At 66.2% G+C, this 14,959-nt stretch carries 2 protein-coding genes; both read right to left on the bottom strand.

Annotated elements, in window-relative coordinates:
- A partial coding sequence (locus FGE05_RS29445) for a non-ribosomal peptide synthetase (protein WP_139650418.1) occupies window positions 1-9,516 on the bottom strand: 9,516 nt, incomplete at its 3' end.
- A gap of 3 nt (window positions 9,517-9,519) precedes the next feature.
- The coding region (locus FGE05_RS29440; protein ID WP_139650417.1) for a non-ribosomal peptide synthetase at window positions 9,520-14,959 on the bottom strand (5,440 nt) is incomplete at its 5' end.

Here is a 14,959-nt window from a genome sequence, read left to right as displayed (position 1 = left end):
CAGGCTGCGCTCGGCGCAGATGGCCACGCGCTGATCAGGTTGCACGCCGAGGGCGAGCAACTGCCGGGCCAGGTGGTTGGCGCGACGATTGAGCTGGCGATAGCTCAACTGACGGTCTTCGCAGACCAGGGCCACGGCGTCGGGGTTGGCCTGTACCTGGGCTTCGAACAGCTGGTGGATCGGTTGCGCCGCACCGAAATCGCTGGCGGTGCGGTTGAAGTCTTCGAGCAGCAACTGACGTTCGCTGGCGGGCACCACGTCGAGGCTGCTGGCGAGGCGTCCGGGGGATTGCTCCAGAGCGTCCACCAGGGCGGCCACGGCCTGGCCCAGGTAGGCGGCGATGCGTTGCGGATCGATGCCGGTGATGGACTGGGCCGTCAGGGAGAAGCCGTCAGCCACATTCGCCACGGCGATTTCGATGGGGTAGTTGGTGCGGGTTTCCGAGGCGATGAAGTGCATGCCTTCGTGCTCGCCCATGTCCTCGACGTTTTCCCCGGAGGCGTTCACCAGGTCGCCGTGACGGCAGTTGAGGATCACCGTGAACAGCGGCAACGAAGCGTCCACCGCACTGCAACGCTGGGCCAGGGCCAGGGAGGCCTGTTCGTGGGTCAGCAGTTCGCTCAGTTGCTGGTAGGCGTCATGGACAATGTCGCTGACGCTGTGCTGCTGCAAGCGGATGCGCATCGGCAAGGTGTTGATGAACATCCCCAACGCATGGTCGGCACCGGCGGTGCCTTGGGAGCGACCCGACAGCACCGTGCCGAAAATCCCGTCGTCGCGGCCGCTGGTCGCGGCGACCACCAGGCCCCAGGCCGCATGGAACAGCACCGAGGTTGGCACCCCTTGCTGGCGCGCCGTGCGGTGCACCCGGGCACTGAGCTCATCGCCCAGGTGCTTGACCGCGCGCTTGATCCCGGCGCCGTTGCCACGCACATCCAGGACACCATAAGGCGCGGTGGTGGAATCGACATCCGCCAGCAAGCGCCGGAAGTAGGCTTCGTGGTCGGCCTGGGACACGCTGGCGGCCTGGGCGATGAAGTTACGGTAAGGCTGGGACGGCGGCAGGCTGTCGGCCTGGCCGGCCAGGACCGCCTGGATCTCCAGCATGATCAACCGCAGCGTCACGTTGTCGCTGACCAGGTGATGGTCGAGCAGCGCCAGCAGCCATTGTCCACGAGGCTCATCCTCGATGATGTACGCGGCAATCAACGGTGCCCGCTGCAGGTCGAGGCGCAGATGATGGGTGTCGGTCGTGTCACGCAGGATCTGCAAAGCATCTTCGCCAGGGAAGCAATCCAGGGTCACCACCGGCAATTGCGCCTGGCGATGGACGACCTGTACCGGCTGCGGCAGGCCCTGCCAACGCAGGGCGGTGCGCAGGATATCGTGGCGGTCGATCACCACCTGCACCGCAGCGAGGAAGTCATCGAGCAACTGGCGCCGGTTGAACGTCACCACCGTGCGCATCAGGTAGGCATCGCCTTCGGACTGCAACAGGTGGTGGAACAGGATGCCTTCCTGCAACGACGACAGTGGGTAGATGTCCTGCACATTGGCTGCGCCGCCGGGAACATCGGCGACAATCTGCTCGATTTCCTGCTGGCTGAGGGTTACCAGCGGCAGCATTTGCGGCTCGATGGCGGTGCAGTCGGCGGGGATCAGGTTCGCCGGTACGACTCGCTGCGTGTTGTTGCCGCCGGCCAGGACCGCGGCCATGGCCTTGAGGGTTGGCGCCGAGAACACCGTGCGCACGTCCAGTTGCAGGTCGGCCTGGCGCAGGCGCTCGATCAGGCTGATGACCAGGAAGGAATGGCCGCCGAGTTCGAAGAAGTGGTCTTGACGACCCACTCGTTCTACCCCGAGCAACTCCTGCCAGGCATTGGCCAGGGTGATTTCGATGGCGCCCAGCGGTGCCTCGTAGCGCTGGCTCGCGGCGGCGGAGGCATCCGGCACCGGCAAGGCGTTGCGGTCCAGTTTGCCGTTGGTGGTCAGCGGCCAGGCCGCGAGGGTCACGAAGGCGCTGGGCACCATGTGTTCGGCCAACACGCTCGCCAGTTGGCTACGCAAGGCCGACGACTCTACGACGACCCCTTCATGGGCGATCAGGTACGCCACCAGGCGCTTGTCGCCGGGCTGGTCTTCGCGCACGGTCACCAGGGCTTCGCGGACTTCGGCGCAGGCCAGCAGTTGGGCTTCGATTTCGCCCAGCTCGATGCGGAAACCGCGGATCTTGATCTGCGAGTCGTTGCGGCCCACATAGATCACCCCGCCGTCGGCACGGTAGCGGGCGATATCGCCGGTGCGGTAGAGCCGGGCATCGACTTGTGTCGCAAACGGGTCGGGAATGAAGCGCTCGGCGTTCAGTTCGTCGCGATTGAGGTAATGCCGGGCCACACCGGCACCGCCGATGTAGATCTCGCCATTGACTCCCACCGGCACCGGTTGTCCGTAGTCGTCGAGAATCCGCAGGCACAGGTCGGGCAATGGCGGGCCGATCAGGCTTGGCGCGCCCGCGTCGATTTCCTCCTGGCTGACGGGGTAGTAGGTGGCGTGCACGGTGATTTCGGTGATGCCGTACATGTTCACCAGGCGCGTGCGGGACAGGGCCGTGCGTGCGGTCCATGGCCGCAGGCTGCGGAAGTCCAGGGCCTCGCCGCCGAAAATCACTTCCCGCAGGCCGTGTTCCAGGTCGCTGCGCTCACGGGCTTCGATGAACTGGCGGAAGGCGCTCGGCGTCTGGTTCAGCACGGTCACTTGTTGCTGGCAGACCAGCGCATAGAAATCGTCGGGTGAACGGGCCACTTCGCTCGGCACCACCACCAGCTTGCCGCCATAGCTCAGCGCGCCCCAGATTTCCCAGACCGAGAAGTCGAACGCAAAGGAGTGGAACAGCGTCCAGACGTCGTTGCGACCGAAGTCGAACAGTTCGGCAGTGGCGTCGAACAGGCGCGCCACGTTGCCGTGCTCCACCAATACCCCTTTGGGCAAACCGGTGGAACCCGAGGTGTAGATAACATAGGCCAGGTGCCGCGATGTCAGGCCGAGCGCCTGGGCGTCCGGATTGCGGTCCAGTTCCGCCAGGTCATCTGCCGTGGGGTCATCGTCGAGATTCACCACCGGCACGGCATGCTCGGGCAGCGCGGCGAGGCACGTCGGTTGCGCCAGCAGCACGACCGGAGTGCTGTCGTCCAGCAAGTAGCCGAGTCGTTCGGCGGGGTAGGCCGGGTCCAGCGGCACATAGGCCGCACCGGCCTTGAGCACCGCCAGTACCGCGCAGACCATTTCCACGCCGCGCTGGGCCAGGATCGCCACCCGGTCGTCAGGGCGCACGCCCTGGGCCAGCAGCGTCTGGGCGATGCGGTTGGCCCGGCGGTTGAGGGCCTGGTAACTCAACGCCGTGTCGCCAAAGACCAGGGCAATGGATTGGGGCTGGGCCGCGGCGCGTTGTTCGAAGCGCTGATGAATCAACGGTTCGGGGGTGAACACGGCCTTGGGTGGCAAGGCCGCAGGCGAGGCCTGGCGCTGTGCGGGGCTGAGCAACGGCAAGCCGAGCACGGGCTGTTCGACATCCGCCACCATGGCTTCGAGCAGGATTTGGAAATGCTGGGCGAAACGCTCTACGGTGACGCGGTCGAACAGATCGCTGGCGTATTCGATCACGCCCGACAACGTGCCGCCGTCATTGCCCAGGGTCAGCATCAGGTCGAACTGGGAGGTTTCATGGGCCTGGGCCACAGGCACCAGGGTCAGGCCGGGCAGGCTCAATTCGCCACCGCCCGGGGTGTTGTCCAGCGACAGGGCGACCTGGCACAGCGGGTTGTGGCTCAGGGAGCGCGGCGGCTGTACGGCTTCGATGACTTGCTCGAAAGGAATGTCCTGGTGCTCGTGGGCCGCCAGGGTGGTCTGTTTGATCTGCTCCAGCAGTTGCGTCACGCTCGGGTTCTGCGACAGGTCTACGCGCAGGGCGAGGGTGTTGACGAAGAAACCGATCAGGTTTTCGGTCTCGGTGCGACTGCGGTTGGCCGTCGGTACGCCAATGACCACGTCCCGTTCGTTGCCCAGGCGCGCCATGAGCACCGACCAGGCACCGAGCAGCGCCATGAACAGGGTCACGTTGTGCGCCTGGCAGAAGTGCTCCAGGCGTTCGCGCAGTGCCGGGGCGATGGCCACTGCAACGTCGCCGCCCCGATAGCTCTGCATCGCCGGCCTTGGGCGGTCGGTGGGCAGAGACAGCAGGGCCGGCGCGCCTTCCAGGTGTTCGCGCCAGAACTCGGCCTGGCGATTGAGCCGTTCACCGTCGAGGGCCTGGTGCTGCCAGGCGGCGTAGTCGGCATATTGGATCGGCAACGCCGGCAGGGGATCGGGCTGCTGCTGGCTGAAGGCCCGGTAGAGGGCGGCGAATTCCTTGACCAGCACACCCACCGACCAGCCGTCGGAGATGATGTGGTGCTGGGTGATCAGCAGGATGTGTTCGTCATCGGCCAGGCGCAGCAGGCGCCCACGAATCAATGGCCCACGGCTCAGGTCGAACGGTGCCAGGGCCTCGTTGTTGCCGATGCGCGATGCACTGACGCTGGCTTGTTCGTAGGGCAGTGCGCGCAGGTCCTGTTCGGCCAGGGCGAAGCCACAGTCCGCAGGGGCGATGACCTGCACCGGCTGTTCGCCATGGCGTTCGAAAGTGGTGCGCAGGCTCTCATGCCGGGCCACCAGGCGATCCAGCGCGGCCTTGAGGGCGGTGCGGTCGAGATCGCCACGCAGCAGCAAGGCGGCCGGCATGTGATAGGCGCTGCCGGCGCCGGAATCGAGCTGGTCGAGGAACCACAGGCGTTGCTGGGCGAACGACAACGCCAGCGGCCCGTTGCGGTCGACCAGGCCGATGGTCTCGGCCTCGGCGGTGAGCGGGTGACCTACCACCCGTGCCAGTTCTTCCACGGTGGGGTGGCTGAACAGCTCGCGCAGCATCAGCTCGCAGCCCAACTGTTGCCGCACCCGGGAAACCAGTTGCGCAGCCAGCAGGGAGTGCCCACCCAGTTCGAAGAAGCTGTCACGACGACCCACGCGCTCCAGGCCTAGCAATTCCTGGAAAATCTGCGCCAGGGCGGTTTCGGTGGCACCCTCGGGGGCGGTGTAGCCGCGCTCGGACATGGCGCCCAGGTCCGGCTCGGGCAAGGCCTCCTGGTCGAGTTTGCCGTTGGCCGTGAGCGGGTAGGCGTGCAGGCTGACGAAGGCCGTCGGGATCATGTAGTCGGGCAGGGTCGCGCCCAATTGCTTGCGCAAGGCGGCCACTTCCAGCACCGCGCCCGCACGGGGAATCAGATAGGCGATCAGGCGCTTGCCCTGGTTCGCATCATCACGGGCCAGCACCTTGGCTTCCCGCACGCCCTCGCAGGCCAGCAGCTTGGCTTCGATCTCCCCCAGCTCGATGCGGAAACCGCGGATCTTCACCTGGGCGTCCATCCGGCCCAGGTGCACGATCTCGCCGTTGTCCAGCAACTTGCCCAGGTCGCCGGAGCGATACAGCCGCTCGCCGGGACGGAACGGGTCGGCAATGAAGCGTTCAGCGCTCAAGGCCGGACGGTTCAGGTAGCCCCGGCCGACCCCCAGGCCACCGACGCAGATCTCACCGGCCACGCCGACGGGCAGCAGCCGCTGCTGGGCGTCGAGCACGTAGGCCACGGTGGTTGGAATCGGCCTGCCGACGTTGGATATGCCGGCGGCGATGTCGGCCGCGCCAATGGCTTTGTAGGTGACGTGGACGCAGGTTTCGGTGATGCCGTACATGTTCACCAGGGCCACATGCCCGAAGGCACGGTGGAAGGCATCGAGTTTGCCCAGCTCCAGGCTTTCCCCACCGAAAATCACGTAGCGCAAGTGCGACAGGCGCACATCCGGCGTCGCCAGCGCGGCGGCACTGAGCTGATGGAACGCCGAGGGGGTCTGGTTCAGCACCGTCACCTGTTCGCGTTCAAGGAAACCCAGCAGCTCTACCGGATCACGCCGCAGGGCCTCGGGCACCAGGGTCAGGCGTGCGCCATGGAGCAACGCACCGAAGATTTCCCAGACCGAGAAGTCGAAGGCGTTGGAGTGGAACAGCGACCAGACATCCTCGGCATCGAACTGGAAGTCCGGGCGATTGTTGTGCAGCAGGCGCACGACGTTACGGTGTTCGAGCAGCGCACCCTTGGGTTCGCCGGTGGAACCCGAGGTGTAGATCACATAGCAGAGGTGCTCCGGGGTGTTGACGTGGGTCGGGTTGGCGACGCTGGCGTCGACGTTGCCGAGGGTCGGATCAAGGACTTCGATACCCAGCGCCTGCAGCGCCGGCGCCATGTCCTGGCGCGCGATGGCCTTGCCGGCGCCACTGTCGCGCAGCACGTAGGCGATGCGCTCCTGGGGTGAGGCCGGGTCGATGGGCACATAGGCGCCGCCGGCCTTGAGCACCGCCAGGGTGGCAACGATCATTTGCACCGAGCGCTCCAGCGTGATGGCCACCAGTTCCTGGGGCCGCACGCCTGCGGCGCGCAAACGATGGGCGAGGCGGTTGGCCTGTTCGTTGAGCTGGCGATAGCTCAGCTGTTCCTCGCCGAGGTTGACGGCAATGCGTTCCGGGGTCTGGCGAACCTGCTCCTCGAAAATCTGCTGCAGGGTCAGGGTGTCGGGCCAGGCCGCTTCACTGTCGTTGAAGTCGATGATCTGCCGCTGCCGCTCGGCGCTGTCCAGCAGGGGAACATCGTCGACGCGCTGCCGGGCATTCTCGACAAAGGCTTCCAGCAGGCGCACGTAGTGACGCATCAACTGTTGGATGAACCCGGCGTCGAAGAACTCCGCGTTGTACACCACATGCCCGGCCCAGCGTTGTTCACCAGCGCTGATCAGCAGGTGCAGGTCGTTCTTGCCGTAGCCCAGATTGCTTTCCAGGGTATTGACCGCCAGCCCTGCGACCAGCGTGCTGGCGTCGGTGTCGTGCTGGAAGTTGAACAGCACGTCGAACAGCGCGGTGCGGCTCATGTCCTTGGCCGGGTTGAGGGCCAGTACCAACTGGTCGAACTGCATATGGCGATGGCGCAGGGCCTGGGTCAGGTTGTGGCTGGTCTGTTCCCAGAGTTGTTGCAAGGTAGTGTCGCTGTCGCAGAACCCACGCATGACCAGCAGGTTGTCCAGCGGCCCGACGACGTCGTTCAGGCCGGGCTCGCGGCAGGCGGCCGTGGTGCCGATCACCAGTTCGTCGTGGCCGGCATAGCGGCGCAGCAACGCGGTAAAGGCGCTGAGGGCCAGGCTGTCGGTACTCACGCCGACCTCCCGGGCCAGGGCGTCGAGGCGGCGTACCAGCGGCGTTTCGAGGGTGAAGGCGTGGGTCGCTTCGGCGAACACATGCACGGCCATGCGCGGGCGATTGAGCGGCAGTTCCAGGGCTTGCAGCTTGCCGCGCAATTGATAGCTCCAATAGGCCCGCAGGTTCTCCAGCACCGCGGCCGGGAGCTGGCGTTGCCAGGCGGCAAAGTCGCCATAGCCCAGCGGCAGGGCCGGCAGCTCGGCATCGCGTTCGGCACACGCGGCCGCATAGAGGGCCAGCAGGTCGCGCTTGAGCAATTGCATGGAGGTGCGGTCGGCCAGCAAATGATGCACGGCAATCGCCAGCACGGCGGTGCGTTCGTCCGCCTGCACCAGGCTGGCGCGCACCAGGCTGCCGCCGTTCATGGCCAGCGGCCGACGGGTCGCGGCCAGAGCCTGAGCGGCGAGGGTGTCCGGGTTGCCCTGGAGCCGTTCAAGGGCCAGGGTGGCCGGCCCGTCGAAGCACTGCCAGGCACTTGCGCCGTCGCTCAGCACCCGGCAACGCAAGATGTCGTGACGGGCCAGCAGGGCGTCGAGGGCGGTTTGCAGGGCTGGTTGGTTGATCTCGCCGGTCAGTTCCAGCAGCAATGGGATGTTGTGATAGACCGGGTTGGCGTCGTAGAGGTAACCGGTCTCGAAGGTGTCGACGAACCAGAGCCGTTCCTGGTGATAGGACAGCGGCATGCGCTGCGGCAGCGGCGTCAACGCGGTGATGGGCGGCAGGGCCAGGGTCGGGTCCAGTTCCAATGCACCGATGCGGGTGTCCGGTGCTTCGGTGAAACACTGCAGCAGGCGTTCGAAGCGCGCCGCGAGGCGCTCGACGGTGGCGGCATCGAACAACGCGGTGGAATACGACAGGCTGCATGACAGGCTCGCGCCACCTTCGTCGATGTGCAGGGACAGATCGTGCTGGGTGTTGTCCTTGCGTGACGGCAGGAACTCCAGGTCCAGCCCCGGCAGGTGCAACTGGCCGCCGGCACCCCCGGCATTGGTGTAGAGCATGGTCTGGAACACCGGGCTGTAGCTGGCGCTGCGCGGTGGCTTGAGGGCCTCGACCACCAATTCGAACGGGGTGTCCTGGCGGCTGGAGGACTCCAGCATCAGGTCCTTGACCTGTTGCAACACCTGCTCGAGGGTCGGGTTGGCTTCCAGGCGAATGCGCAGGGCCAGGGTGTTGACGAAGAAACCGATCAGCGACTGCACATCCTGGCGGTCGCGGTTGGCGGCAACGGTGCCGATCACCAGGTCCTGCTGGCCGCTGATCCGTGCCAGCAATACTGCCCAGGCCGCCATCAGCGTCATGAACGGCGTTGCCGCGCGGGACTGGGCGAACCGGGCGATGGCGGCGGACAGTGTGGCGGGCAGGTCGAAGCCCAGGGTTTCCCCCCGATAACTTTGCACCACCGGGCGTGGCCGGTCGGTGGGCAGCGCGAGCAACGCCGGAGCGCCGGCCAGGTGAGCGCGCCAGAATTCCACTTGCTGGTCGAGGCGCTCGCCCTGCAGATGACGGCGCTGCCAGGCGGCGTAGTCGGCATATTGCAGGGTTAGCGGCGGCAGCGGATCGGCTTGGCCGGCACTGAATGCCTGGTACAGCGCGGCGAATTCCTTGACCAGCAGGCCGATGGACCAACCGTCGGAGATGATGTGGTGCTGAGTGATCAACAGCCGGTGCTCATCATCGGCCAGGCACAGCAATGTGCCGCGGATCAGCGGACCGTGCAGCAGGTCGAACGCTCGGGCCGCTTCCTCTTCCGCCAGTCGAGTGGCTTGCCGTTCGGCCTCGTCCCGAGGCAGCTGGCGCAGGTCCTGTTCCTGCAGGTTGAAGCCACAGTCGGCCGGGGCAATCACCTGCACCGGGTGTTCGCCGTCGCGGCGGAAGGTGGTGCGCAGGCTTTCATGCCGCGCCACCAGACGATCGAGGGCGTTCTTCAGCGCGGTACGGTCGAGGGTGCCGCGCAGCACCAGAGAGGCGGGGATGTGATAGGCGGCGCTGGCCGTCGGGTCCAGCTGATCGAGGAACCACAGCCGTTGCTGGGCGAACGACAGCGCCAGCGGACCTTCGCGATCCGCGCCGGTGATGTCGTCGGGAGCCGTTTCGATGACCCGTGTGGCGCCGCGCTGTTTGAGCAGGCGCAGCAGTGCGGCACGTTTCAACTGGTCGAGACTATCGTTATGTTCGTTCAATTGTTAAGCATCCTTGGAGACGATAGCGAGCAGTTCGCTTTCAGACAGCGAAGCCATTTCTTGTTGCAGGTCCATCAATTCATCCGACTCGTACTGGGCCAGTTGCAGGGTGTTGATCAGGTCGGCCAGTGCCAGCAGCGACGGGTGCTCGAACAGGCTCCTGAGGGGCACTTCGACGGCGAAGGTTTCTCGTGCCCGCAGGGTGACTTGCACCGCCAGTAGCGAATGACCGCCGAGCTCGAAGAAGTCGTCGTGCCGACCGATCCGCTCCAGGCCCAGCAGCTCGGCCCAGATCTGCGCCAGCAGTTCTTCGGTTTCGCCGCTGGGGGCTTCGTACTCGCGGTAGGCGAAGTCCTCGCTGCGAGGCGCGGGCAGGGCGCGGCGGTCGAGCTTGCCGTTGGGGCTCAACGGCAGTTGTTCGACCACCACGAACGCCGCCGGGACCATGTAGTCCGGCAACTGCGAGGTCAGGTACGGGCGCAAGGTGCTGCTGGCGTTACGGCCGGCCAGGTGCGGCTCGACGCTCAGGTAGGCCACCAGGCGCAGGGCCCCGGGGCTGTCTTCGCGAGCGATGACGGCCGCCTCGCGCACCCCCGGCAGGGTCAGCATCAGGGCTTCGATTTCGCCGGGCTCGATGCGGAAACCGCGGATCTTGACCTGCTGGTCGTTGCGTCCGAGGAAGTCGAGTACGCCGTCGGCGCGCATGCGCACCAGGTCGCCGGTGCGGTACATCCGCGCCTCGTCGTCCGGGCTGAACGGGTCGGCGAGGAAGTGTTCGGCGTTCAGTTGCGCACGGTCCAGGTAGCCCCGGGCGACGCCCGCGCCCCCCACGTACAGTTCACCCGGCACGCCGAGTGGTGCCGGCCGGCCCTGTTCGTCGAGCACGTACAGGCGGCTGTTCGGGATGGCACGACCGATTGGCACCGTGCCCTGGTCCTGGGCGGTGCAGCGATGCACCGTGGCCCAGACGGTGGCTTCGGTGGGGCCGTACTCGTTGTACAAGGCGATGGCCGGTTCCAGGCCCGCACATTCCTGAACCAATTGTGCCGGGCAGGCTTCGCCGGCAACGATCATCTCCCGCAGGCTGCCGTGCCCGTTTTCGCTGGCAAGGCTCGCCAACACCAGACGGCCCAGGGACGGCACGCACAGCAGTGAAGTGATGGCCTGTTCGCCGATGAAGCGGGCGATGGCTTGCGGGTCGCGAGCGGCTTCGGCCGCCGGAACGCACAAGGTGCCGCCGCTGATCAACGTGCCGAAGATCCCTGCCACGGAGCTGTCGAAGGCAATCGACGAGAGCAACAGGAAGCGCTTGTCGATCGATGGCCCATACACCGTGCGCCTGGCCAGCGTCGAAGCAACCAGGTTGCGATGTTCGATCATCACCCCCTTGGGTTTGCCGGTGGAGCCGGAGGTGTAGATCACATAAGCCAGGTGCGCCGGGGTCAGGCCGGTGGCATCCCAGCGCGGATCGCGGGTACTCGTCTGCGCCGCCAGGGCCTGTTCGATGGCCAGGTAGCGGGTGCCTTCCTGCAGCGTGCCGATGGCGGCGCGACCGACCGGATCGGCCAGCAGCAGGCGCGGCCGAGCATCCTCGACAATTGACGCCAGGCGGTCGGCCGGGTAGCTCGGGTCCAGTGGCACGTAGGCGCCGCCGGCCTTGAGAATGCCCAGCAGGCCGCTGATCATCGCCGCGCTGCGTTCAACGCAGATCGCCACCAGATCCCCCGGTTGAACCCCGGTGGCGATCAAGTGATGGGCCAGGCGATTGGCTTGGGCATTGAGCTCGGCGTAAGTGAAGGCTTGCCGAGCGTCGACCAGGGCACAGGCGTCCGGTGTGCGGAGCACCTGCTCTTCGAACAGATGCTGGATGCACAGGTGTGTCGGGTAGTCCTCGCGGGTCTGGTTGAAGGTCTCCAGCAGCAGGCTGCGTTCCTGGGGCGGCAGCACGTCCAGTTGCGTGAGTGGAATCCGTGGCGTGTACATCAAGGCCTGGGTCAGTTGTTCCAGGGCCCGTTGCATCAGCGCACAGATGCGTTGTGGGTCCACTGCCCGGACGCTCTGTACCGTCAGCCCCAGGGCATCGCCATAGTCGTTGACCGACAGGGTCAGCGGGTAGTTGGTGCGCTCGGCGCTGTTGAGGATGCGCATGCCCGGCCATTGCAACTGGCTGTCGTCGCGCTGGTGCCGATAGTTGAGCAGGGTGGTGAACAGCGGCAAAGCGCTGGGCACGTCGCTGCAACGTTGGGCCAGGGCCAGGGAGGCCTGTTCGTGGGCCAGCAGTTCGATCAGGTCGCGATGGGTCGCCAGGACCTTGTCGTTGGCGCCAGCGCCGGCCAGTTGCACCCGCACCGGCAAGGTGTTGATGAACACCCCCAGGGCCCGTTCGGCCCCCGCCGAGCCTTGCAGGCGCCCGGCGACCACGGTGCCGAACACCACGTCGTCGCGCCCGGTGCAGCGGGCCAGCACTTGCGCCCAGGCCACATGGAACAGCGCCGCCGGGGTGATGCCCCGTTCCCTGGCCTGAGCCCGCAGGCGCAGGTTGAGTTCGAGGCTCAGTTGCACGCTGGCTTCTTCGATGTGATTGCCATCCCCTTGTACTTCGAGCAGGTCGAAGGGCGCGGTGGGCGCATCGACATCCGCCAGCCGGCGGCTGAAGTAGGCCTCGTGAACCTGGGCCGGCGTGGCTTGGGTCTGGGCGATGAAGTCGCGATAAGGCTGCGGTGTGCCCAGGCTGTCGCCGTGTCCGTGGAGGATTGCGTGGATTTCTTCCAGGACGATTTCCAGGGTGACGTGGTCGCTCGCCATGTGGTGATTGAGCAGCGCCAGCATCCAGCGTTCGGAACGCGGATCCCGGGCGATGCAGGCCCGCATCAGCGGTGCCTGGCGCAGATCCAGGCGCAGTTGCCGTGGGTCGCTCAGGGCTTCGAGTTGACTGAGCGGGTCCTGGTGACTGTCCAGAGTGACGCTGTGCACCGGCAGGCGCGCCTGGCGTTGCACCACTTGCACCGCCTGGGGCAAGCCGTCCCACTGCACGCAGGTGCGCAGGATGTCATGGCGATCGATCACCTGCTGCAAGGCGCCGATAAAGGCATCGAGGCGCTGGCGGTCGTCGAACTCGAGCAACGAGCGCACCAGATAGGCGTCGCCTTCGTGTCCGAGCAAGTGATGGAACAGGATGCCTTGCTGCAACGGGGCCAGGGGATAGATGTCCTGGATGTTTGCGGCGCCGCCAGGTATCGCAGCGACGATGCGTTCGAGCTGGTCCGCCGTCAGGTCCACCAGGGGCAACATGTCCGGCGTCAGGCTGCTGCAATCAGCCGGGATACGGTTGGCCGGGGCCTGGAAGGCCGTACTGGTGGTGTCGGTCAGGGCCGAGGCAAGGTCCCGCAGGGTCGGTGCGCCGAAGACGCTGCGCACGTCGGCGTTCAGGCCGTGTTCGCGCAGGCGTTCGATCAGGCTGACCGCCATCAGCGAATGGCCGCCGAGTTCGAAGAACCCATCGTGGCGGCCGACCTGCTCGAGGCCCAGCAGTTGTTGCCAGATATCGGCGATAGTCTGTTCCACCGAGCCTTGCGGTGCCTCATAGGCCTGGCTGGCGTAGGCGTCCTGATCCGGTTCAGGCAGGGCGCGGCGGTCCAGTTTGCCGTTGGGCGTAAGTGGCAGGGCGTCCAGCACCACGAAGGCACTGGGCACCATGTGCTCGGGCAGGCGGCCGAGGAGTTCGGCACGCAATTCTGTGGCGGCCGCCGGTTCACCGCACAGGTAGGCCACCAGGCGTTTGCCGGTCTGGTGGTCACGGGGGATGACGGCCGCTTCGCGGACCCCGGCAAGGGCGGCGAGGGCGGCTTCGATTTCCCCCAGCTCGACCCGCAGGCCACGGATTTTCACCTGATCGTCGTTACGTCCCAGGTATTGCAGGGTGCCGTCGGGCAACCAGCGGCCAATGTCGCCGGTCTTGTACAGGCGGGCTCCGGCCCGCTCGCTGAACGGGTCGTCAATGAAGCGTTCGGCACTGAGTTGCGGCAGGTTGAGGTAACCCCGTGCCACACCGACACCGCCGATATGGATCTCACCGGGAACGCCCACCGGCACCAACTGGCCGTAACTGTCCAGCACATGCAATTGCATGTTGCGGATCGGCCGGCCGATCGGAATCGAGCGGTTGCGGTAGGTGTCCAGATCGGGATCGACGGTGTGCCAGGCAACCACGTCACTGCACTCGGTGGGCCCGTAGCTGTTGATGATCGCTGGCCGTGGCAGCGGCAGTTTTTCCAGCATGGCGACCTGGATCGGTTCGCCACCCAGTACCACCCGTTCCAGGCAGGCCAGTGACGCGTGGCGATCGGCGTCCACCAGTGCATGGAAGGCGCTGGGGGACATGTTGAGGTGGGTGATCCCGGCCTCGGCGACCTGGGCGACGATGGCGTTCGGGTTGAACGGTTCTTCGGCCAGGTGCAACGAGGCGCCGACCATCAGCGGGGCGAGGATGTTCTTCTGGGTCAGGTCGAAGTTATAGGACGAGGCCAGCAGCACCGCGTCGCCGGCATGGAAGGCCAGGTCGTCGAGGTACCAGTCCAGCAGGTTGCGCAGGCCGCGATGTTCGACCATCACACCTTTTGGCAGCCCGGTGGAACCGGAGGTATAGATCACGTAGGCCAAATGGCCCACATTCAGTTCGCTCACTTGCGGGTCATGGGCCGGTTGCTCCAGAAGTGCCGTGCTGCCCAGTTCGAGGGTGGCCAGGCCCAGGGGCACCGGCAACTCGTCCAGGCCTTGCTGGCGCACCAGGGCCCGTGGCGCGCTGTCGGCGAGCATGTGGGTCAGGCGTTGCGCCGGGTATTGCGGGTCCAGCGGCACATAGGCCGCCCCGGCCTTGAGGATGCCCAGCAGACCGATGACCATCTCCGGGCTGCGACGCGCACAGAGGCCGACGGTGTCGTCGGGCCGCACGCCCAGGGCGATCAAACCGTGGGCCACGCGGTTGGCCTGGGCATTGAGTTCGGCGTAGCTCAGGGTTTGCCCGGCACCGACCAGCGCCACTGCATCTGGCGTGCGACCCGCCTGTGCGGCGAAGACAGCATGGGGGAAGCGACTCGGGCTTTCATCCAGGCTGACGGGGGCAGGGTTGAACGTCTCCAGCAATTGCCGGCGTTGCTGGTTATCCAGCAGGGGCAGAGTTGCCACCGGCTGCGTGGCGTCCTCCAGCATCCCGTCGAGCAAGTGCAGCAGGTGCTGGCCCCAACGGGCGATGGTGCTTTCGTCGAACAGGTCGGTGGCGTACTCGAACTGGCCGCTGATGGTCTCGCCGTCGTCGTTGAGGGACAGGCTCACGTCGAACTGGGTGGTGCCGGTGGGCTGGGCCAGTGGGCTCAGGCTCAAGCCTGGCAATTCCAAAGCCTGGTCCTGTGGCGTGTTGCCGAGCACCAGCATGGCCTGGAACAGC

This window comes from Pseudomonas sp. ICMP22404 (genome assembly GCF_006227205.1).
Classification (GTDB): Bacteria; Pseudomonadota; Gammaproteobacteria; order Pseudomonadales; family Pseudomonadaceae; genus Aquipseudomonas.
Note: the sequence above shows the minus strand (reverse complement) of the source record. Positions and strands in the feature narration are given on the sequence as shown.